Annotated in this window: 21 protein-coding genes and 2 pseudogenes; 11 read left to right on the top strand and 12 right to left on the bottom strand. The window is 69.1% G+C overall.

Going from position 1 to position 21,209, the window contains the following annotated elements:
- Window positions 1-70 precede the first annotated feature (70 nt).
- On the bottom strand, window positions 71-670 hold the full coding sequence (locus tag ACIOHC_RS16815; protein WP_401843066.1) for a hypothetical protein: 600 nt from the start codon (window positions 668-670) through the stop codon (window positions 71-73).
- 257 nt (window positions 671-927) lie between these two features.
- Here ACIOHC_RS16815 and ACIOHC_RS16810 point away from each other — a divergent pair, with 257 nt between their 5' ends.
- Entirely contained in the window at window positions 928-1,206 is a 279-nt protein-coding gene (locus ACIOHC_RS16810) for a hypothetical protein (protein ID WP_365694505.1), read from the top strand.
- Between the two features lie 276 nt (window positions 1,207-1,482).
- On the opposite strand, the gene ACIOHC_RS16805 is transcribed toward ACIOHC_RS16810, so the two are convergent.
- Complete coding sequence (locus ACIOHC_RS16805; RefSeq protein ID WP_351084441.1) at window positions 1,483-1,929, bottom strand: SRPBCC family protein; 447 nt, start codon at window positions 1,927-1,929, stop codon at window positions 1,483-1,485.
- Window positions 1,930-2,554: 625 nt separating this feature from the next.
- Between ACIOHC_RS16805 and ACIOHC_RS16800 the strand changes: the two genes are divergently transcribed.
- The 3 genes from ACIOHC_RS16800 to ACIOHC_RS16790 all read left to right on the top strand — a co-directional run bounded on the left by ACIOHC_RS16800 (window position 2,555) and on the right by ACIOHC_RS16790 (window position 6,626).
- Complete coding sequence (locus ACIOHC_RS16800) at window positions 2,555-4,879, top strand: hypothetical protein (RefSeq protein WP_401843064.1); 2,325 nt, start codon at window positions 2,555-2,557, stop codon at window positions 4,877-4,879.
- Window positions 4,880-5,376: 497 nt separating this feature from the next.
- Entirely contained in the window at window positions 5,377-6,225 is an 849-nt protein-coding gene (locus ACIOHC_RS16795; RefSeq protein WP_401843063.1) for a hypothetical protein, read from the top strand.
- A 71-nt stretch (window positions 6,226-6,296) separates the two neighbouring features.
- A complete protein-coding gene (locus ACIOHC_RS16790) occupies window positions 6,297-6,626 on the top strand; it encodes a hypothetical protein (protein WP_401843061.1) in 330 nt (109 codons plus the stop codon).
- A 282-nt stretch (window positions 6,627-6,908) separates the two neighbouring features.
- Here ACIOHC_RS16790 and ACIOHC_RS16785 read toward each other — a convergent pair whose 3' ends face one another.
- Both ACIOHC_RS16785 and ACIOHC_RS16780 read right to left on the bottom strand, forming a co-directional pair.
- Complete coding sequence (locus ACIOHC_RS16785) at window positions 6,909-7,415, bottom strand: DUF4232 domain-containing protein (protein ID WP_401843060.1); 507 nt, start codon at window positions 7,413-7,415, stop codon at window positions 6,909-6,911.
- A 217-nt stretch (window positions 7,416-7,632) separates the two neighbouring features.
- Window positions 7,633-8,271 (bottom strand): SRPBCC family protein, encoded by a 639-nt coding sequence (locus ACIOHC_RS16780; protein WP_401843058.1) that lies wholly within the window; start codon window positions 8,269-8,271, stop codon window positions 7,633-7,635.
- A 236-nt stretch (window positions 8,272-8,507) separates the two neighbouring features.
- On the opposite strand from ACIOHC_RS16780, the gene ACIOHC_RS16775 reads away from it, so the two are divergent.
- Both ACIOHC_RS16775 and ACIOHC_RS16770 read left to right on the top strand, forming a co-directional pair.
- Window positions 8,508-9,161 (top strand): TetR/AcrR family transcriptional regulator, encoded by a 654-nt coding sequence (locus ACIOHC_RS16775; RefSeq protein WP_351084427.1) that lies wholly within the window; start codon window positions 8,508-8,510, stop codon window positions 9,159-9,161.
- Window positions 9,162-9,808: 647 nt separating this feature from the next.
- Window positions 9,809-11,626 carry a multicopper oxidase family protein gene (locus ACIOHC_RS16770; protein WP_401843056.1) on the top strand — a complete coding sequence of 606 codons (1,818 nt, stop codon included), beginning with the start codon at window positions 9,809-9,811 and terminating at the stop codon, window positions 11,624-11,626.
- Between the two features lie 154 nt (window positions 11,627-11,780).
- Here ACIOHC_RS16770 and ACIOHC_RS16765 read toward each other — a convergent pair whose 3' ends face one another.
- From ACIOHC_RS16765 to ACIOHC_RS16755, 3 genes are all read right to left on the bottom strand, one after another.
- Window positions 11,781-12,050 carry an SHOCT domain-containing protein gene (locus ACIOHC_RS16765; protein ID WP_389637703.1) on the bottom strand — a complete coding sequence of 90 codons (270 nt, stop codon included), beginning with the start codon at window positions 12,048-12,050 and terminating at the stop codon, window positions 11,781-11,783.
- Window positions 12,051-12,284: 234 nt separating this feature from the next.
- A complete protein-coding gene (locus ACIOHC_RS16760) occupies window positions 12,285-13,160 on the bottom strand; it encodes a universal stress protein (protein WP_365694183.1) in 876 nt (291 codons plus the stop codon).
- 340 nt (window positions 13,161-13,500) lie between these two features.
- On the bottom strand, window positions 13,501-14,175 hold the full coding sequence (locus tag ACIOHC_RS16755; RefSeq protein WP_376278817.1) for a CBS domain-containing protein: 675 nt from the start codon (window positions 14,173-14,175) through the stop codon (window positions 13,501-13,503).
- 199 nt (window positions 14,176-14,374) lie between these two features.
- On the opposite strand from ACIOHC_RS16755, the gene ACIOHC_RS16750 reads away from it, so the two are divergent.
- Entirely contained in the window at window positions 14,375-14,539 is a 165-nt protein-coding gene (locus ACIOHC_RS16750) for a DUF1918 domain-containing protein (protein WP_389637706.1), read from the top strand.
- Window positions 14,540-14,751: 212 nt separating this feature from the next.
- Here ACIOHC_RS16750 and ACIOHC_RS16745 read toward each other — a convergent pair whose 3' ends face one another.
- From ACIOHC_RS16745 to ACIOHC_RS16730, 4 genes and pseudogenes are all read right to left on the bottom strand, one after another.
- The gene (locus ACIOHC_RS16745) at window positions 14,752-15,006 is read right to left on the bottom strand and encodes a LiaF domain-containing protein (protein WP_365694187.1); all 255 of its coding nucleotides are present in this window, start codon (window positions 15,004-15,006) and stop codon (window positions 14,752-14,754) included.
- Window positions 15,007-15,196: 190 nt separating this feature from the next.
- Window positions 15,197-15,316, bottom strand: a pseudogene (locus ACIOHC_RS16740) (hypothetical protein); the annotation flags it as partial.
- On the bottom strand, window positions 15,313-15,606 hold the full coding sequence (locus ACIOHC_RS16735; RefSeq protein WP_401843054.1) for a hypothetical protein: 294 nt from the start codon (window positions 15,604-15,606) through the stop codon (window positions 15,313-15,315). The pseudogene ACIOHC_RS16740 and the gene ACIOHC_RS16735, both read right to left, overlap by 4 nt.
- Window positions 15,607-15,686: 80 nt before the next feature.
- Window positions 15,687-16,271, bottom strand: coding sequence for a helix-turn-helix domain-containing protein (locus ACIOHC_RS16730; RefSeq protein ID WP_401843053.1), 585 nt, complete (start codon window positions 16,269-16,271; stop codon window positions 15,687-15,689).
- A 118-nt stretch (window positions 16,272-16,389) separates the two neighbouring features.
- Between ACIOHC_RS16730 and ACIOHC_RS16725 the strand changes: the two genes are divergently transcribed.
- Both ACIOHC_RS16725 and ACIOHC_RS16720 read left to right on the top strand, forming a co-directional pair.
- Entirely contained in the window at window positions 16,390-17,226 is an 837-nt protein-coding gene (locus ACIOHC_RS16725; protein ID WP_401843052.1) for an EamA family transporter, read from the top strand.
- A gap of 142 nt (window positions 17,227-17,368) precedes the next feature.
- Window positions 17,369-18,076, top strand: coding sequence for a phenylalanine--tRNA ligase beta subunit-related protein (locus tag ACIOHC_RS16720; RefSeq protein ID WP_351085652.1), 708 nt, complete (start codon window positions 17,369-17,371; stop codon window positions 18,074-18,076).
- Window positions 18,077-18,225: 149 nt separating this feature from the next.
- On the opposite strand, the pseudogene ACIOHC_RS16715 reads toward ACIOHC_RS16720, so the two are convergent.
- Window positions 18,226-18,365 (bottom strand): annotated as a pseudogene (locus ACIOHC_RS16715) (IS5/IS1182 family transposase); the annotation flags it as partial.
- A 94-nt stretch (window positions 18,366-18,459) separates the two neighbouring features.
- On the opposite strand from ACIOHC_RS16715, the gene ACIOHC_RS16710 reads away from it, so the two are divergent.
- Window positions 18,460-19,116: an ATP-dependent endonuclease gene (locus ACIOHC_RS16710; RefSeq protein WP_351085654.1), complete on the top strand. Its 657-nt coding sequence runs from the start codon at window positions 18,460-18,462 to the stop codon at window positions 19,114-19,116.
- A gap of 550 nt (window positions 19,117-19,666) precedes the next feature.
- Entirely contained in the window at window positions 19,667-21,199 is a 1,533-nt protein-coding gene (locus tag ACIOHC_RS16705) for an amidohydrolase family protein (protein ID WP_401843050.1), read from the top strand.
- The last annotated feature ends 10 nt before the right edge of the window (window positions 21,200-21,209 follow it).

The following is a 21,209-nucleotide window of genomic DNA, read 5'->3' as shown; positions in this document are numbered from 1 at the left end:
GCGCGCCGATGGCTGGACCGTGCAGACCATGACCGAGATGACCGAGCGATTCAGCCGGTCGGTGAGGGATTCAGTCGGTTCGACCGTGTTCCGCATCGACGTGCGCGGCCGGCACCGAGGTGCGAGACCGATCGCTGTCCCAGCGCAGGGCGGCGATCGTCGCCGGGAGCGCTGCCAATGCCCAGATGACCACCGTCATCACCACGGCCGTCCAGGCATCCCAGATACGGCCGGCGACAAACGCCACGACGAGCGGTAGGGCCACCACGCCGACGCACTTCGCCGGGCCGAACGGAACCCGGGGTGCGAAGGGGCGGCCGGTGGCGAAGCGGCGGGCCCGACGGGCGCTGCCGAAGGCGGCGACGAAGGCCAGGACCGCCGACCAGACACCGGCCAACATGAGCCCGACGAGCATGGTGGCCTTTTCGTCGGGCAGCCCGGGAAGAATCTCGCTGATCCCGTCGTGGCTGACGGCGACCCGCACGTTCCGCCACGTCATGACCTCCACCTCGTCCCCCGGCTTGATGCGCTCCGACAATTCACCGTGCGAATCAAGGTGCATCGGCCGATCGGCGGGGACACGCCATGGATCAGGCCACAGGTCCGGAGTCGGCAGCGTGATACCCGCTCCTGGTTGCCGGGTTACAGCAATCTCGGTCGTGCCGTCCATGCGGCAACGGGCTGCGTGACCACGTGCGGCGGCCTCGATGTCGTCCGGTACGAACGCTCAAGGCTCGTGGCGATCACTGAAGTCCCAAGTGGAGCGGATTTGAGTGTGATTCAATATTAGGTAAGCCTTACCAAACTTGTTCGGATCACTGGGGGTTGGCATGCAGTGGTCAACGGTCCTCGGGTACGGAGTTGCCTACGGGTCGGTGCTCGGCGTGGTGTTCACTGCGGCGGTGTTCGCCGCTGATGATCTCGGCGATGATCGGGCTCGACGGCGCGCTGGACGACGGCCTGAGTTTCCTGCCCGCGGCCCTCTGCGCGGCCCTCGTCTTCACCACGCTGTCGGTCTGGGATCTGGTCGTGTTCGACTGGATCATCTTCGCCGGACTGCGCCCCCGCCTCCTCGTTCTTCCCGGCACCGAAGGCATGGCGGAATACCGTGACCTGCGCCACCACCTCAGCACCGCACTCAAGGGCAGCCCACTGATCATCATCGTCGGCCTGGTCACCGGAGGAGCCTCGCCCCTCGTCCCGTAGTCGTCGGGACATTCCAGCAGCGCCGAGTTCAGGGGAAAACATGTACGAGACCGCTGGATCCGGCGTTCACCACCGTCGTACCGGCCAAAACCTCTACGGACGCCCTGGTCAGGATCGACGAGGAGGACTTCCCGGTCCGCCGGGCGGCAGTCGAGCTGTGATCATCCCGGGGTGCACGATCAGCGAATCCCGAGGTGCAAACGGCGGACGGTCAGCCAGCCGAACCGGATGGGCTTGGTCGAGAACTGATCCGCCTCGGGTGTTGCGCCAGGTGGCTCAATCACTTCCGCCACGCTCGCGCATCGCGATCCGGGCCAGCTTCGTCAGCATCAGGCCGTTGCGGACCGCGACAATGTAATCCACGGGCAGTCCGTGCATCCGGGTGCCGGGGCCCCGCAGTGGGTGCCAGTCGAGAACGAAGAGGGTGTTGGCGCCCCAGGGGATCAAGTTCATGGCGATGCGAGCTGCGCCGAAAGGATCCGCCTTCGCTTCCAGTTCGAGGCGGTGTTGCGGTTCACAGATGCGGACTACGCACGTGTCGTCGAGAGTCAGTGGGCCGGCACCGACTCGGACTTTCAGGCGGGCGCCCACTTCTGGCCAGTGCGGGTCCGCGGCAAGGACCTGCCGGGTTCCTGTGACCCACTCCCCGTAGCGGTGGCCGTCGGACAGCAGGCCCCAGACCTCGGACGGCGAACTGAGGATCAGACGGTAGTTCCGGGCCACGCTGAGCACGCTCCTTCCGCATCCCTTACCGCTTTCACCGCACCATGGGTGAACTCCGCCCTTCGCGCCGCTCGGCGAATGGCAGCTTCTTCCACGAGCCCGAGCCGTCGACTCCGACATCGATGGCCCCTGGATTCTCACACTGGTCAGCCGTGGCCGTCCTCGGCTCGACGGCTTGGCGCGGCCGTAGAGGGTTTCCAATCCGGCCGCCCACGGACTCGGCCTCCAGCCTCATGCCGGCCGCACCAGCTGCACAATCCGACAGGTCCATACGGGGCTGAGCCGAAACGGATCCCGTAGGAGCCGTTCCCTCATCCATCTGGCGTGGTGCCAACGGCGAGTCGTTCGCATACGTGGGCGAGCGGCGTCGCCGGGACGGCCGTGCATCGCGTGGTGGAGGCACAGCTGACCGCTTCCCCGTGCGCGCCGGTCACCCGGCCGGTAACCGCGCTCGTGAAGCGGAAGGTCGCTACGGATCGGAGACACGGCAGAGTGCCTCCGTCGGCAAGGACGGCCGGTCCCGGAGCGACGTACCGCCAGGTGCGGTCCATCCCCACACCTATTCGAGGCACATGACAGTCCGTCACCATCACCGATGCGCAAGGTGACTGCTATTGATGCGGGCATGAACCGAAGGAAGTACTCACCGTCGTCGGGTCGGCGCGCGCCACGCGCACGGACCGCCCGACTTGCCGCGGCGGCACTGGCAGTCGTCGTCGGCGCCGGAGCGTCGTTGACGCTGGACGTCGGCGCCCGGGCTCAGCCGCGTGCCGCGGGATCCCCTCTGGTCGATGAGACGTTCACGCAAGCCACGGCCCCGCAGTTCACGGGTGTGGGGTCGGCCTGTCTCACCGGCGCCCCGGCCGCCGCCGCGCCGGGTCCCGGCGATCACCCGCTGGGCGGTTGCCCGGAGGGGGTCGGGCCGGTACCGCCCCCCAACGGAGCGCCGCACGGTTACCTGCGGCTGACGGACGCTTCGAACGACCAGACGGGGGCCGTCCTCTACAACCAAGCGCTGCCCGCCAACCAGGGCCTCGACGTCACGTTCGACCAGTGGCAGTACGGGAGCACGACCCCGGCCACCCCCGCCGACGGCATCTCGTTCTTCCTGGTGAACGGTGACGGCGCGCTGACCCACCCGGGCGCCTTCGGCGGCAGCCTGGGGTACGCGCAGAAGCTCCCCGACGACAACCCCACCGCCACGTTCCTGCCCGGTGTGGACCGTGGCTACCTGGGCGTGGGGCTCGATGTCCTCGGGAACTACTTCGGCGACTGGGAACACCGCGGAAACGGTTGCGCCAACCGTTCGCCGGCCGGGACGGGGTTCCGCGTTCCCGCTCCCGGAGCCAACATGGTCACGGTGCGCGGTCCTGGCGACGGGACCGAGGGCTACTGCTTCCTGACCGCCACCACCAGCAACTTCACCACCACCGGGCCCTGGCCGTCGACGCTTCCCGGGATGCTGCAAGGACCGCTGACCGCACTGCCTCCGGGAGCCACCCCCGCCCAGGCCGAGGCCGCGCTCGAACCGTCGCGCCGCCGGGTCCATGTGCAGCTCACCCCGGCACCCAACCCGGTACTCACCGTGTCGGTCGACTTCAACGACGGTACCGGCTCCCACCAGGTGCTCAGCACTCCCGCTCCGCAACCGGTGCCGCCCACGTACAAGTTCGGTTTCGCCGCGTCCACCGGTCTGTTCACCGATGTCCACCTCATCCGCAACGTGCTCGTCACCAGTGACCAGCCGCTGCCGAAGCTGAACCTCGTCAAGCAGGTCAGGCAGCCGCTCCCCGGTGACCTGATGGCCGGGTCGAAGGTGCCGTACGACTTCGTGGTCACCAACTCGGGTGCGACGGACATCACCGGGCTCGCCGTCAATGACCCGAAGATCGGCCCGGTGACCTGTCCCACGACGACGCTCGCGAGCGGTCGGACGGTCACGTGCACCGCCACCTACACGGTCACGGCCGCCGATGTGACGCATGGTTCCATCGACAACACAGCCATCGCGACGGGTACGTCGAACGGCCAGACGGTCACCTCACCGCCGTCCTCACAGAGTGTGCCGATCGAACGGCCCCCCGGTCTCGTCGTGGAGAAGAAGGCGCAGACGCCCGGCCCCTACTCCGTCGGGCAGACGGTCACCTTCTCGTACACCGTCCGCAACACGGGCGGGTTGGAGCTGACCGATGTCAAGGTGAACGACGACCATGTCGCCGACATCACCTGCCAATCGACCACATTGGCCCCGGCGGAGAGTCCGGGCGACAGCACCACCTGCAGTGGCACCTACACGATCACCGCGAATGATGGTACGGCCGGTTCCGTCACCAACACCGCCACGGCGACCGGTAGGACGGACGGCGAGACCATCACCTCTCCGGAGACCCAGCTGACGCTGCCCGTCGGGGCACCGCACATCACGCTGAAGAAGCGGGTTGTCACGCCCGGTCCGTTCTTCGTCGGGACGAAGGTGCAGTACTCCTACATCGTCACCAACACAGGCAGCACAACGTTGGACGACGTGCTGGTCAGCGACGACCGCGTCACCGATGTCATCTGCGACGCGACCTCGCTGGCGCCGGGTGCCTTTACGACCTGCCACGGCACGTACACGATCACCCAGGTCGACGCCAATGCCTGCAAGAAGACCAGGTCGGGCGGCGACGGCAAGCTCTGCCCCGTCACCAACCTGGCGGTGGCGGCAGGTACCGACCCGCAGGGGAACCAGATCGCCAGTACGCCCGCGAAGGTCACCATCGACATCAGCAAGCCGCGGCCTCCCAAGCCCCCGCACCACAAGCCGCCCCACAAGAAGCCCCCGCACCACAAGCCGGTGCACAAGAAGCCCTCACACAAGAAGCCGGTGCACCACAAGCCCGCGCACAAGAAGCCGGCGCACAAGAGGTCTCTCAGCGAGGAAGGATCCAACGGACAGGCACCAGCCTGACAGCAAACAGGGAACCCGACAGTCCGACGAGCCCGACTGCCAGGGGAATCCCGTTCCGGCCGTTCACCTCGCGCCCCGCCCCGAAACGTCCGACGTCCGGAGCGGGGCGCGAGGCATGTCCCGGCCCGTTGGACGGTTGTACTCGGCCACGGCGTCGGTGGCAGTCGGCCGACCGGGGGCCTGCCGCCGGGCGGGGTGGGTCGATGAATGCGGGAGTGGTCGCCCGGCTCGGACCACGGACTCCGGGACACGACGCCCCACTTCCCGAGCACGGCCCGTCCGGGGGGTGACGGCCCAACGGCGGCTGAGGGGTCCGGTTCATCCCCCATCTGCAGCGCACGTCCTCCCTGCATGTGACGGTCTTTCAGCGCCCTCCGTCATGGATCGCTCCGCGCCGGGATCGACCGGTCCAGGCATGGCAGCGCCGCTTGTTCCAGCCGGCTCCGCCGGTGCAGCGAATGGCGCGAGGCTGGGAGTACATGGTTCGGGAGGCGACTTTGCCTGCACTGCTCGGCAACCGCGGCATGGCCGCTCTGGGGCGTCGGGAGGCACTGGCCCACCTGCACCGCCAGGTCAAGGATCCTGAGCTGCGGTCCCTGCTGACCCCGGACTACGCGTTGGGTTGCAAGCGGGTCCTGCTGTCCGACGACTACGACCCGGCACTGGTTCAACCCGACGTCCGCGTCGTCACCGACCCGATCGCGAGCGTCGGTCCGGACGCCGTCCTCACCGCACCGCGCGACGGCCCGCAAACCCCACCCGGTGGCGCCGCACCCGCCGACGCCATCCATCCAGTGGACGTACTGATTCTCGGAACCGGCTCCCGTGTCACCGACGCCTCCTACGCGCAGCGCATCATCGGTGGTGACGGACGGTCCCTGCGCGAGGTCTGGCAGGGGAGCCCGCAGGCATACCTCGGCACGACCGTCGCAGGATTCCCCAACCTGTTCCTCATGGCAGGCCCCAACACGGGCGTGGGACACACCAGCCTCATCTACGTGATCGAGTCACAGATCAACTACCTCATCAGCACCTTGCGGCTGATGCGCAGCCGCAGCCTGGGTGCCGTGGATGTGCGCACGAAGACGCAGCACGCGTACAACGCCGAACTGCGGAACCGAATGGCTCCCACCGTCTGGGCCGCGGGCGGCTGCTCCAGCTGGTACCAGGACCGCACCGGCCGTGTCACCAGCGTCTGGCCCGCGCCGGCCTGGCGGTTTCGCCGTCGCACCCGAGCCATCGACCCGATCGACTACATGTTGACGGCATCGCGCGACGCCCCGGACCGGCACGTCTCCGGCGGGTCCGACCGCGTGGACGCCGGCGAAGCGCAGCCGGGTTCATGACGAGTCCTCGCCACCCCCGGGCGATCGGTTGCGCCTGCGGCCGACGGCGGCTTCTGTCCAAGGAGTCGCTGGTGTCCACGGCACTCAGCCGCACCCCGGCCACGCGGCTCTTCGCCTTCGAGGCGCCGAGCACCGTACTGTTCGCGGTGCCCATGCTGACGGTCACCACAGCAGGCCGTCCCGGAGTGCCCGAATGGGCCCGGTCACTGGGGCCGGCCCTGCTCCTCACGCTGATCGGCACGCTCGTGCATACGTGTCGGCCGACCATCGCCGATGGCCTGAGACCGACCACCCGTGGGGCCACCGGGCCGGGCGAGGGCGTGACCGGGCGACTGCGTCAACAGTCCTCATCGGAAAGGCGGTTGGGTGGCTGCTGGTTCTGTATCCGGCCGCGCTGGTGATCCTGCTGCCGGTCCCCGACACCTGGGTGCGTTTCTGGTTCTGGTCCACGCTGCTTCTCAGCCTGTCCGGGTTGCTCTCACTCTGCATGCTGCTGCGTGGCGCGGGCCACGCCGACTGCCGACAGGGAGGGCTTCTGAAGGCTGCGGGCCGCGGCCGCACGCGGGCCGGAACCGGAAACGGCCTGGCCATGGGGGCCCATCGGCGGTACGCCGCACGCGAAAGACCCGGTGAGTCCCGCCGCCGTGACACTGCCGCGGAACACACCGGGGTGCGGAAGGAGGTCAGGCGCCGCGCTGGACCGGACCGATGAGGGTGCCGGTGGCCACCTGGAACTCGCCCTCGGCGACGGACGTACCGGGGATCTCCCCGTCCGGGGCCTGAAGCGTGAACGACGCCTCCGTCGCGGCGGTGCCGCGGCCACTGTTGGGAACCTGGATGTCGAAGTGCACCGGGTGCCCCGGGCCGAAGGTCACCACGGTCGCCTGGCTGCCGTAGCGTCCGGCAGTGACCCCGATCTCCGAACCACCGTTCGAGAACCGCACGTCGGTGGGTGAACCGGCCAGCTTGCACGGCTCGTATCCGCGCGGCGCGGTCAACGTCACGCGGTAGTGGCGGTGCCCTGCGCTGGCGGGACCCGCGGTGATCTTCGCAATGTGGTTGGCCGGCCGGCAGGCCGAAGGGGCGACACCATCGGCCGATACGGACGAAGCCTGCGCGACTCCCGCACCAGCGACTCCCGTCAGCACAGTGGCGGCGACGGTGACCGCGAACTTCCAGTTCGTACGCATTCTGAACACTCCTTGCCTTGCTCAATGGCCCTGCGGGCGCTCTCCGTCAGAACCATGGTCAATACGATTCCTGCCCCCCGACCCGCACGGCGAATGTCTCAGGATCGACACGGCGGTGCGGCCGGGCGTGTGTCGATGAGCGCCTCGCTCCGGGCACCGCCCTCATCCTGCGTGGGTCCGAGGAGAACAGCGGCACGGGTCCGGCCCGGTTCATGGTTCAGTGCGTTTGGCCGTGGGTACGGGCCTCGGCGGTGGTCTTCAGGTCGCGCAGCCACGCTTCGAGGCCGTTGGCGAGGATCTCGGTCGCGGCGGGAACGTCCGCTTCGACCTGGTCGCCGGTGTGGGTCTCTTCGGTCCGCACGCGGACACCGCCCTCAATCCTGGTGAAGGTCCACACGTGGACGCCGTCGATGCGCAGCCCTTCACCGACCGCGGGGCCCGTCCAGCGGATGCAGGAGTTGCGCTTGAGCTGCTCGACGGTCGAAGTGATGTCCAGGCTGGTGGCAGGGGTCGCAGGATTGGGGGGTACCGGAGTCGTCCACCGGAAGGCCGAGCCCTCCCGGAGGGGCCCCTGGTCGAGGCGTTCGATGGATTTGACAGGGGCCTGCCAGATCGGCCACCGCTCCACGTCGGTCTGCAGCTTCCAGATGGTCTTCAGGGGCGCGTGGATCACGGTCTCGGTCCTGTAGCGGACACGCGCGTCGGGATCGACACCTTGGCCGTGGCACATGAGGGACTTGGCGGAGCGGGAGGGGACGGCCGCGGCAGGTGCCGCGGCGGTACCGAGAAGGCTGACGGCGACGAGTGGGATAGCGAAGAGGGCGGCAGGGACGCTGGTGCTCCTGATGCCGGGCATGGCGGTCTCCTTGTCAGTTGCTGAACAAGCTTTGGTGGTTGAGCGCCCATCGGTCGACGTGCGGGTTTCGCGTCACCGCGCGGGAAGGCTCCGGCGGCCGCACCACCAGAGCCCTTAGAGGCTCTCCCTTGCGTTAGAAGGTATAACGAACCATGCCGGGGGGGCAACACTTTTCGTGATAACCTCTAACGAAACTTTGAAGCTGTACCCGCTCAGATGGGTAAGGGTGGTAACTCGTGACGAAGTCGGACACGAAGACCCCGCGGGAGCGCTATCGGGCCGAGGTGCGCGCGGAGATCAAGGAACGCGCCTGGGAGCAGATCGCCAGGGCGGGAGCGTCCGCGCTCTCCCTCAATGCGATCGCCAAACAGATCGGCATGAGCGGGCCCGCGCTCTACCGCTACTACGCGGGCCGCGACGCACTGATCACCGAACTCGTCAAGGACGCCTACCGAAGCCTCGCCGACACCCTACGCACGGCCGCCGCCACCGGCGCCGACCTGGCCGGACTGGCACACGCCCTGCGCGACTGGGCCCTTCAGGACCCCCAGCGGTACTTCCTCATCTACGGCACGCCCGTCCCCGGCTACCACGCACCCGAGGTAACCACCGCCATCTCCTCCGAGATGATGGCGACCCTGCTCGATGCCTTCATGGCGCTCCCGGGGGACAGCCCCGCGACGTCGTTCGACAAGCACCTGGAGGAGCACCGGGACTGGGCCGGCAACCACCCCGCCCACCCCGCTGTCCTCCATCGGGCCCTGACCTTCTGGACCCGTGTGCACGGAATCCTGTCCCTCGAACTCGCAGGCCACTTCACCGGGATGGGCTTCGACCCCGCCCTGCTTTTCGCGGCCGAACTGGATGACCTGCTGACACGCCGAGCCTGAAGCCGCCCGACCGGGTCTTCGTCGTCACCGGCCTGCGAGGAAGTCGGCTGGCATGACGTCATGAGACCGGCGGGGACGAGGACGCGGACGATGTCCTACGTGGATCCATCGAAGAACTGACGTGGCAGCAAACCGGTCGACAAGCTGCCCACGATCCTCCGGTCGTCCAGCCACTCGGTGCCGCTCGTCAGGCCGTCGCCCCTGTGCGCAGCCACCGCACGTCCCGCACGAGCGTCTGCGCGGCACTGACGAGGGCACCGAAGGCCGAGATCCGAGCACTGACGCGGTTGGTCACACGGACATCCTCAACGACGACCACGACCACGACCACGACCACGACCACAGGGTGATCCCAACGAATCGGCGTGGATCGCTCCCCTGGAGCAATACGACAACGCGCGGAGCTGCCATCTGCGGCAACGTGGTGGTGCCCGGTGCTTGTTGGCGGTCTGCAGGGCACCGCCCGGCGGAGCTGAAGAAGGAAGCAGCACCAGAAACGGTCCGACAGGCTTTGGAGGATGTGAGTGGTCACGAGGCGGCGTGTCGTCCAGGCAGCGGCCGGCGGAATGTTCGCGCTCCTTCCGGCGGCCACTGTGGCTCCACGCCTCCGCGTACCCGGCGGCAGGGGTGTCCTGGATCCGGGAACGGTGGACAAGTACGTCACGCGGCTCGTCGTCCCTTCCACGATGCCGCAGTCCGGCGGCGCCGTCGCTGGCCGCATCGACCACTACGTGATCGGCGTGCGACAGTTCCGGCAGCAGGTACTGCCCCCCGGCCTGCCGGCGACAACCGTGTGGGGGTACGGCTCGACTCTGCATCCGCGCAGCTTCCACTACCCCGCGTTCACCGTCGAGGCCCGCTACGGAACGCCTGTGCGGGTGAGATGGAAGAACCAGCTGTTTGATCGCAAGGGTCGTTACTTGCCGCACCTGCTGCCGGTCGACCCCACACTGCACTGGGCGAACCCGACGGGCGGAACCTCTGCCCGGGACACACGTCCCGGATTCCGCTCGACACCCGGAGCGTACTCGGGCCCGGTGCCGATCGTGACGCACCTCCATGGCGGGCGGAGCACGGAGGAGAGCGATGGCTACACCGAGGCCTGGTACCTTCCCGACGCGGTCGACCTTCCTGCGGGATGCGCTGAAGTCGGTTCCTTCTACGCGGAGTTCAAGGACAAGTTCGAAGACCGGTTCAGCGACGCCTGGGGCCGGGGAGATGCCGTGTTCCAGTACGCCAATGCGGAGAGGGCCTCGACCTTCTGGTTCCACGATCACGCGCTGGGTGTCACGCGGTTGAATGTCTACGCCGGACTGGCAGGGTTCTACCTCCTACGAGGCGGCCCTGCGGACCTTCCCGACGGGGTATTGCCCGGTCCCGCACCCCGGGCCGGCGACCCGCCCGGTCGAAAATATTACGAGATCCCTCTCGTCATCCAGGACCGGTCGTTCCACGTCGACGGCAGCCTCTCCTACCCGGCCGGACGCGCTGCGTTCGACGGATTCAAGGGCCCCTACATTCCGGCCAGCGACATCTCTCCGATCTGGAGCCCCGAGTTCTTCGGCAACACGATGGTGACCAATGGGAGAACCTGGCCGATCCTTCAAGTCGAACCGCGCCGCTACCGGTTCCGGCTTCTCAACGGATGCAACTCGCGGTACCTGATCCTGAAGATCGTCACCCGCCCGCTCGCTCGTAGGCCCGTGCACGCAGTACTCCCCTTCTGGCAAATCGGCAGCGAGGGAGGCTTTCTTCCCGCGCCCGCACGGCGCGACGAATTGCTCATCGCTCCCGCCGAACGCGCCGACGTGATCGTCGACTTCGCGACGGTATCGGTCGGGACCGAGTTGTATCTCATCAATGAGGGCCCCGACAAAGCGTTCCAGGGCGGGAAGGCGGGGGCGGACTTCTCCCCGGCGGACCCGGCCACCACCGGGCAGGTCATAAAGCTCACGGTCGGAGCACTCACCACGCCGGACACGACCGTCCCGCCCTCCCAGCTGTCGCTGCCGTCGATCGAGCCCCTGGGAGAGGCGAGTCGCATCCGACGGCTATCCCTGAGTGAGCAGAACTCCGCGTCACTCCCGCATGTCGGCCCCCGACAAATACTGCTCGGCACCCTTGACCACAACGGAGCCGCTGTGCCGATGCTCTGGGACGACCCCGTCACGGAGAATCCGGCTCTGGGTGCGACCGAGATCTGGGAGATTCACAATCTCACGAAAGATGCCCACCCGATCCACATCCACGAGGTCCAGTTCCAGGTCCTCGACCGGCTGCGGGCCGGCCGTGCCGCCCAGCCCGCAGAGCCGTGGGAGCGCGGGTTCAAAGACACCGCAGTCGCCTACCCGGGTGTCGCCACGAGGCTGAAGGCGACGTTCGACCGGCCGGGCCGGTACGTCTGGCACTGCCACATGCTCGAACACGAGGACAACGAGATGATGCGCCCCTACACGGTCGGATGACGGCGGAGGTTCGCCACTCCCCTGCACAGCGGAGCGCCTCCCCGGAGCGAGATCACCCAGCCGGAACCGTGGACTGCCGGGCACTCCTGCGCCCAGCGACACCCCGCACCGCGGCAGCACCCCCGTGGGTGGCCACGGTGCGCGGCGGCGCTGGTCAGCGTTGCTCGCGCAGCACCGTGAGGCGGCGTTTGTACTCGTCCTCGTCGATTTCCCCTCGGGCGAACCGCTCCGCGAGCAGGTCTTCGGCTCGTCGGCTTCCCCATGCTGCCTCACCGGTGGGCGGGCCGGGCTGATGACTACGACGGGCGTCGGTGAGGTAGTGGGTGAGCGCAACGACCCCGGCGATCAGCAGCGACCAGAACACAATCATGATCACGGTCATGAGGTGCCATCCACCGCCCCAGCCGCCGTGATACCACATCATGCCGATCACCTTCTACAGGACGGCCGACTGTCGACAGTTCCAGGATGGCGCGACGCGGCGCCGTTGAGGAGAGACGGCACGGGCCCTGCCGGGGGCTGAACCGTCCGTACGGGGGTGGTCGCCGGCGAGAACCCGATCAGGGCGCGGGCCTCGGGAGAGTGCGGCACGTCGTGGGCTCCGAGGAACGCGTGGTCGGCCCGGTGCCTCGATGGGTAGGCCCCTGTGGTCCTCGCGTCAATCGTGGGGGACGACGGCGACCGGGCAGCGTGCGTGATGAACGGCTGCCTGGGCCACGGGGCCCAGGGCCGGTGCCGGGGCGCGATGGTGTTGTCGTCGGCCGACGACCAGCAGATCGGCACCTTCGGCGGCCCGTACGACAGCCTTGGCAGGGCTTACGAGTGGGGTGCTGTCGGTGACCTCCACCTGCGGGAACCTGACAGACCAGGGTCGAAGGGTCTGGCTGAGGAGCTTCTGTGCGTCCTGAACCATTCCTTCCGCCATATCGTGGTTGACGCCCCAGGGCACGTATGCGGCCACCGGCAGACTCCGGCCGTGGACGACCCGAAGTGGCAGCCCCCGCACGGCAGCGGTCTCGAACGCGAATTCGAGCAGATCGTCGCAGGGCCCGTCCAGTTTGAGCGCCACCACCACGCCGCCTGCCGCGGTTCGAGTGGGCTGTGGGCCGTCTTCGCCCGTACTGGCTCGCACCAGGACCACCGGCCGTTCGGCGTGTGCCACGACGGGCATGCTGATGTCGCCGAGGAAGAAGCTCTCCACAGGCAACAGCGCTCGCGAACCGAGCACGATCATCTCGGACTCCGATGCCGCTCGCAGGAGCGCGTGCTCGGCATCATCGGCGACCAGGCTGCCGATGACGGGGAGGCCGGGGTGGTGTGCCTGGATCTCTGCCCGCGTGTTGTGCACGATCCGCCTCGCCCAGTAGTTCTGATCCATCTCGGCGGGAATGCGGGTCGATTCCGGCACCAGCAGAGGCCAGGCGTGCAGCAGGCGCAGCGTGAGATTGCGGCGCTCGGCTTCATCGGCGCCCCAACGGGCAGCGGACAGGCTCTCGGGTGAGCCGTCGAGGCCGACGGTGACGACTGGCTCCATGACGACTGCCTCCGTCTCGCAAGAAGCCTGAGTGGCGGTGTGGGGCCGCCTTCCCCCGCTGCTGTCGCCCTTGTGCCCCGGTCCGGGATGTGGAGGACCACGGCACACGATCGACGGGGTGCGCGTCCATGCAGACCCTCACCCCGTCGTGACCGTCTGCGCAGACGCGCGGAGCACGGATTCGCTTCCTTCGACAAGTACCCCAGATCCTGCGGTGGCGCATGCGGAACCCGGTGTGGCGCTCGGGGAGGGAAGCCCGGTCCACGCACGGTGAGCAGGAGGGGGCGCATGCTTCGGTGGTTGTGTACCGACGGGCCGAGACCGCAGGGACACCGCGGTCTCACGCGCCGGTGGGTGAACTCCGTACGTCGTCGGTCCGGTAGGCCAGGTGCTCGGCGACGGACACCACACCGTCGACGCTCCTGCACAACCGTTCGATGATGGGGATCTGGCTCTTGAACTCGACGGATCCGCCGAGGACCACCTCCCCCTGCCGGACCTCGCCCGTCACCGCGGAGGGATCGAGACCCATCGTCCGCTGCAGCACGTCCCGGTTGATCTCCTCACGGATGGCGTCGTCGTGGCGCAGGAAGACCCGTAGCAGGTCTCTGCGGCTGACGATGCCCAGCAGCTTGTCCGCCTCGTCCACAACGGGCAGACGCTTCACATCCTGCACTTCCATGAGGCGGGCCGCCTCCACCACGGTCCACTCCGGACGCGCGCACACCGCGGGGGCCGACATCAACTCCTCCGCTCTCGCCCCCTCGGCCTTGGCCCGCTCCCACGCCTCGATATGCGGCATCGGTGTCAGTCCGGAGGGATCGGCCTGGTCGGACGACTTGCGCAGCAGGTCGGCCTCGGACACCACACCCATGGGCCGGTCGAGTTCGTCCACCACGGGCACCGCGGTGACGTCGTTCTCCGCCAACAGTTTGACGATCTCCTTGAACGGCAGGTCACGCCGCGCCCGGACGACGTCTCGCGTCATGAGCTCTGCAACGGTTCGGTGGTGCATGTGACGCCCCCTTCGGGGTGTGACGGTCAGAAGTGGTCATATGCCGAGTGAATCCGGAACCGGACGCCCATGGTTGAGCCGACCGGGCCCGTTCGGGGAGACAAGTGGGCCCTGAAACGGCCCACGGGACCTGACGGCAGCGGCACGCTGTGCGTGGCAGGTTCGAGTACAGCAACATGATGAGGAAGCGGCGACGCTCGTGCGAGCTCACCCCGGCGATCAGCTTGTTGTCGAAAGTCCGGCGACCGGCACCAGCAGGCACGACGGCCGGATCGTCGGACTCCCCCATGAGGATGGGCGCCCTCCCCACGGCGGGCACCCCGGACACCGCCCATGTGCTGCCGCAGGCTGCCAGGCGGCATGAAGGTCTGACTCCCGAACGAGGAGTTCCTGACCGGCTCAGGGCAGACCTTCGACGACGCCGGCGTTCCGCCGCGCCCACACACCGGTCTTCACCCACGAGGAGTTCGAGAACAACCGCGCGCTCGCGCGCTCTCGCACCGTCGTGCCGCAACAGTCCAGTTCCGCGCATCCGATCGCGTCGCTGAGCTCAGCGAGCCCGGCGCCGGACACGCCCTACCTCTTCGTACGGGTCACGACCGCACCGAAGAGGGCCAGGCCCCTGATGACGACGCGCGGCGTGCCCGGCTTACCGATCCTGCGCGCGGCGCGCTTGTCGAAGACGCCGAACAGGCCGAGGCCCCTCACCTCGACCTCGATGTCGTCCGGAACCACGATCCTGGTGCCGCCCCACAGCGCGACGGTCCGGATCTCCGTGTCCTGGCTGCTGAAGCGTGCCTCGGACAGATCCAGCGTGCCGCCGCCCCACATCGAACCAGAGGGTCATCCGGGACGGCACGACCCACTGGCCCCTGCGCTCGAAGCCGCCGAAGATCCCCGCCACGAAACGCCGGGAGGTCGGCGGGCGGTCCACGACGAGCGCGTCCCGCGGGCCCGGTCGCGGCAGACCCCGGCAGGCGGCCTCCAGATCGCCCCGGGTGCGCGAGGTGTGCACCTCGTCCAGCCGGGGCGCAAGCTGTTCCAGCGGCAGCCGGCCGTTCTCCACTGCGGCCCGCAGCCGCTCCTCGGCCTCGTGGCGCCCCTGGTCCGAAGCCAGGAAGTCGAGGTCGTGCGGCGTCATGGTGTCAACCCTCCGAGATGGGCGGCAAGCACTGAGGACAGGGCAGTGCGGTAGGCGTCGTCGCGCCCCGGCTCGTCGGGGTCGTGGCCGACGTCGGTCAACCAGTAGCGCCGGCCGAGCGCGTAGCCGTACGCGCCGGACATGGCCAGGAGAACGACCATCTCGATCCGCGCCCGGTCCGGCCCCTCGGGCTCGGGGAGGACGGTACGGACCCCCTCCTCGATCGCGTCGACCAGCCGGGACAGATCGGTCGCGGAGTCCGGGGCCTTCTCGACGTCCCAGCCATGCATCCAACCGGCCAACAAGGTTCATGGCCGACCGACTCACCCAACAGGGCTTCGGGTTGGCGATCCGGCCCGCGCTGCCCGGGTCAGGTCGTGGAGGCAGGGCCGGGCGGCAGATGAACCGTCATGATCAGGTGGCAGGTCTCGGCGCCGGAGCCGCGGTAGGCATGGGGGGCATCACCGTCGAAGGTGGCGGTCTGCCCGGCTTCGACGGGGTACTCGGTGCCGTCGACGACCAAGGTCATCCGGCCGGAGGTGACGCTGACGGTTTCCGCGACTCCGGCCTGGTGCGGGTGACTGGGGTACTCCTCGCCGGGCTGCAGTTTCCAGCGCCAGACCTCGACCGGCGCCGGGCCCGAGGTCGTCAGCATCAGCCGGGCTTCGCCGCCCTGCACCCCGGTCCACAAGGGGGCCACGGCGTCGGCGGTCACGACGCGGACGCGACCCTCGGCCGACCCTTCCATCAGCGCGGACACGGAGAGGCCGAGCGTATCGGCCAGCCGGACCAGGGTGGCGAAGTTGGGGTTGCCCTGGGCTTTCTCCAGCCCCACCAGCGCGCCCTTGCTGACCTGGGCGCGTCGGCCGAGCTCGTCCAGGGACAGGCCGGCGCGAGTGCGGGCCGCCCTGACGTTGTGGGCAAGCGTCCGCAGGGCTGCGGCCGTCTCGGCCATCCGATCACCATCCTTGCGAGTGGACCACTGGAATGCACCGTGCGGTCGTTTGGTTGACACGACCCGGTCGATCCGTTGTACGGTTCAGTCATTCCACCGAAATGGTAAGGGATGTTCCGTGATCGCTCTGCTGCTGGCCCTGGGCAGCTCACTCGCTTACGGGTGCGCAGACTTCCTCGGCGGTCTCGGCGCGCGTAGGACTCATGTGCTGCGTACCGTGATGATCGCGGCCCCGGCCAGCCTCGCGGTCGAGATGCTGCTGTGGCCGCTCCTGGGCGCCTCGTTCAGCGCCGGCGCTCTCGGCTGGGGTGCCGCGTCCGGGGTCGCCTCGGCCGCCGCGTTCACCCTGCTCTACCGCACCCTGGCGATCGGCCCGATGAACGTGCTGTCACCCGTGACCGCCGTGGTGTCCGCCGCGCTCCCCGTCGGTGTGGGTCTGCTGCAGGGCGAGCACCTGGGCGCCGCCGGGCTGGTGGGTCTCCCGCTCGCACTCGTGGCGGTGGTGCTGGTCAGCGCCGGAGACAGCACCGGGTCGGCGCGACCTTCACGTACCGCGCTCCTGCTGGCCCTGGGTGCGGGCGCCGCTATCGCCCTTCAGCTGATCTTTCTGCACCAGGCGCCGTCCGACAGCGGGGTGGCGCCGCTGATCGTGGGCCGCGCGGTCTCCTCGGCCGTCACCCTGGCCGCGGCAGGGCTGATGCTCAGCAAGCTCGGATCCGAGCGACCCGCCTACGCGATGTCGGCAGCCGCCGGTGTGCTGGACTCCGTGGCGAACCTGTTGTTCCTGCTCGCCGCCCGCAGCGGGGACCTCGCCGTGGTCGCCGTGATCACTGCCCTCTACCCGGCCGGCACGGTCCTGCTCGCCCGCAGCGTGCTCGCCGAACGCATCCACCGCGGCCAAATCGTCGGCCTGGGTACCGCCGCGGTCGCCGTCAGCCTCCTGGCCCTGACCTGAGCGAGCCCGCAGCCCACCCCTCCCCCCACGCAGCCAGTGCCTCGACGCCCCGCACGCCGGAAGCGCCGCCGCCTGGGCCGCATCGCCCCCTGGAAACCCTGACCACGACCCCGCACGCGCACATGAAACGGAACCTCCGCACATGACCGACTTCCGCCTCGCCCCCGCCATCGCGGGCGCCTTCCCCGACACCCTCATCGCCCTGGTCACCGCCACCGGCGTGTGCGGCCACGAACCCTGGCCCCGGACAACCGCCGCCCTCGAAGACCTGGAGCAGCAACTCGCCGACGGCACCTGGCAGCCCGCCGACGAGACCGACCCCCGTATCGAGGCGTGGCACGCCGCCTACCGCTCCTTCGGCACCAACCCCCGCCGCATCCGCCCCAGCGTCGACGCGCTCGGCCGCCGCTTCGCAAAGAAGGGAACCCTGCCGCGCATCAACCCGGTCGTCGACTCCTACAACGGCGTCTCCGTGCAGCACGGCCTGCCGGCCGGCGCCTTCGACCTGGACCACGTCACCGGTGACATCGACATCCGCCACGCGGACGGCACCGAATCCTTCACCCCGCTCGGCGAACCCGACACCGTCGAGAACCCCAAGCCCGGCGAGATCATCTACGCGGACACCACCGGCGTCCTGACCCGCCACTGGAACCATCGCGACGCCCACCGCACCCGCGTCACCGAGGACTCCACACATGTGGCCTTCGTCCTCGAAACCCTCCGAGCCCCCGATGACGGCCACCTCCTCAAGGCCGCAGCGGAGGAGTTGCAGGGTCTGCTCGCCCTTCACGCCGAACAGACCGCCGTGTACTACCTCGGCCCGGCACAGTCGCGGGTCACCGTCTGAGGTACCAGTGGGGGAAGGTGTTCGGCCCGTGCTGCGCGGGCGAGGCTGGAGACGGTGATGTCCTGGCTGTTTCGCAGCAGGGCGTCGAGGGCCGTCAGGACGCGTTCGCGTCGGCGGATGCGAGGCATGCCGAGGCAGGGCTCCGGCTGCGGCGGACCACGGGGATCACCGAGGGCGTGCTTGCTGCCCGGTCGGGCACGGTCGACCGGGCTCGTCCCGCTGCTGGGCCCGGCCGAGCGGCCCGCACGTGGCTGGAGTCGATCAACGTCCGGGACCGGTCCAACTGCTCGTGGAGCGAGCGCAGAACCGGCGCTGCCCCCTGGAAGACGTGCGTGCGCACGCGCGCTCGACCGTGCCAGGATGGCGTCGGAAAGCGAGGTCTCGTGGACGAGTTGAGGCGATTCCGCCTGGCGCTGGTCGCGTGGGCGGCCGGCGGGGCGGAGGCGGGTGCGGCCGCCGCAGTGGCGCGGGAGCTGGCCGGCGGCGGTGTGCGGACGATCGTGCTCGTCGAGGGGACCAGTGATCAGGTCGCGCTCGAAGCACTGGCCACGCGCTACGGCCGCGACCTCGGTGCAGAGGGCGTCGCGGTGGTACCGCTCGGAGGTGCGACGAACATCGGGCGTTTCCTGGACGTGTGTGGTCCTGCGGGGCTCGGCCTCCCGCTGGCCGGTCTCTGCGACATCGGTGAGGAGCGGCATTTCCGGCGTCATCTTGAACGGGTCGGGCTCGGGTCCGGTCTCGCGCACGCCGAACTGGAGACACTCGGGTTCCATGTGTGCGTCGCCGACCTGGAGGACGAACTGATCCGCGCTGTCGGGGCCGAGGGCGTGCAGCATGTGATCGAGACCCAAGGCGAGATGCGCCCCTTCCACACCTTCCAGGGCCAGCCGGCACAACGGGAACGGCCCGTGGAACACCAGTTGCGGCGCTTCATGGGCACGCACAGCGGTCGCAAGGCGCTCTACGCACAGGCGCTGGTCGCACACCTGCCCCTCGATCGTGTTCCCCGGCCGCTGGAGCGTCTCCTCACTCACGTCTGATACGGCCGGACGCCACTGCGGCGCCGGCGTGGCCCCGTCAGAGGATCGGAGGACGGGCGTCACTGGTCCCGTATCGAGCCATCGGTGTCCGGTGCATGAAGCCGGCAGCCCCGCCCGCCCCGATTGCGACCCGAGCCCGACAGCGAGGAACTGAGCGCGGGGCGCGGTGCGACCGGTCCCGGCATCCGGGCCGGTGCCAGAGGTGGAGTGGGTCGACCACGTGGAACGGATCCGATCCGGGCTCCGGAGTCGTTCGTCCTCGGCTGGTTCCCCACCGAGGAGACTGACGCGTGGGCTGCTCCCCTCGCGGCTTCCACATTCGGCGGCTGAGGGCTTCCGTGCGCGGGTGGGCTGGAGTCGTTCGCAGGGTCGACGCCCTCTGTGGTGGGCTGCCCCGGCGTTTCTCCTCGATGACATCGAGCACCCGGTTGTTCATCTGAGACCCAACCTGGTCCGTTGTAGTACCACTCCCCACGGTGTTGCCACCAACACCCCCAACTCACGGCCTGGGGCCAGTGATCGGGGCTCCGTCCCGGACCAGAGTGGTGCCATGTCCACTCGACGCGAAGCCCTTGCCGCCTCGGCCGCCCTGACCGGCGGCGCCCTCCTGTCCGCCGCCCCGACCGCGGCGGCCGTCCCCCGCGTGGCCCCGGACCGCGCAACGCCCGCACCCGGTCAGCACCCCGGCGGCACCATCGCCCTCACCCACGCCACCGTCCTCGGCGCGGGCCCCGACCACACCGTCCTCATCCACGACGGCCGCATCACCCGTACCGGCCGTTCGGCCGAGGTCCCGATCCCGCGCGGGACGACGACGTACGACCTGACCGGCAAGTACATCGTCCCGGGCGGCCTCGTCGAGGCCCATGTCCACAACGACGGGCCCGAGAGCGTGCTGCCGCCCCTGTTCCCGCTCAACGGCGTGACCGCGGTCCGTGAGATGTGGGGCGGACCCGTCCACCACGAGTGGCGCGACAAGGTCCGCGCGGGCGAACTCCTCGGCCCGCGCTGGGTGATCGCCAGCTCGATCATCGACGGCGGCCCCTCGCTCTGGGCCAATGACACCGGCGAGCGAGTCGTAGAGGTCACCGACGCCCCGTCCGCACGCCGCGCGGTACGGGAGGCGAAGGCAAGCGGCGCCGACTTCGTCAAGGTGTACTCACGGCTCACACCCGAGGCGTACGAGGCGATCGCCGACGAGTCCCGCCGCCAGGGTCTGCGCCACGCGGGCCACTGCCCCGACACCCTGCCCATCGCCCGCGCGAGCGACGCCGGGCAGCAGTCCATCGAGCACCTCCACGCCCTGCTCCTCGCCACCTCCGCCCGGGAGTCCGAGATCAGGCGGGCCATAGCGAAGGTCCGTATCGACGCCACCCTGCACACCAGCTTCGAGCGCTACGCGAGCTGGTTCCGGCAGGTGAATGCTGTGGAGTGGCAGGCGGTGCGGACGTACGACGTCGGCCGTACCCGCGCCCTATTCGACCGGCTCGCCGCCAACGGCACCCGCGTCACACCGACCCTCACCGTCCACCATTCCCTGGAGCGCACCGACCAACTCCAATCCGATTCACCGGAGTTCAAGTATCTGCCCGAATGGATGACCGGCTACTGGCCCACCACCTGGTCCGCCCTCACCGCCGGCCGCACCGCGCAGGACACCGCCAGGATCCATCGGATCTACGAGCACCGGCTGCGACTCGTCGCCGAACTCCACCGGGCCGGCGTGCAGTTGCTCGCGGGCACCGACACCGGCACCGGCTACGCGGTCCCCGGTTTCTCCCTCCACCACGAGCTGGAGCTGCTCTCCGAGGCCGGACTGCCCACCCGGGACGTCCTCCACGCCGCGACCACCGCGCCCGCTCGGATGCTCGGCCTGCCCACCGACCGCGCCGACCTGCTGGTCCTGGACGCGGACCCGCGCACCGACATCCGTCATACGCGGCGGATCGATTCCGTCCTGGTCGCGGGCCGCTACCTGGACCGCGGGGAACGCCTGCGCCTGCTGGCCGACGTGGCGCGTGCCGCCGCCGCGAGCGAGCCCCCGGCCGCGGGGGCCGCGGCCCCCCACGTCTGCGCCCACTGATCACTCGACG

Source organism: Streptomyces sp. NPDC088252, from assembly GCF_044740965.1.
Taxonomy (GTDB): Bacteria; Actinomycetota; Actinomycetes; order Streptomycetales; family Streptomycetaceae; genus Streptomyces.
Note: the sequence above shows the minus strand (reverse complement) of the source record. Positions and strands in the feature narration are given on the sequence as shown.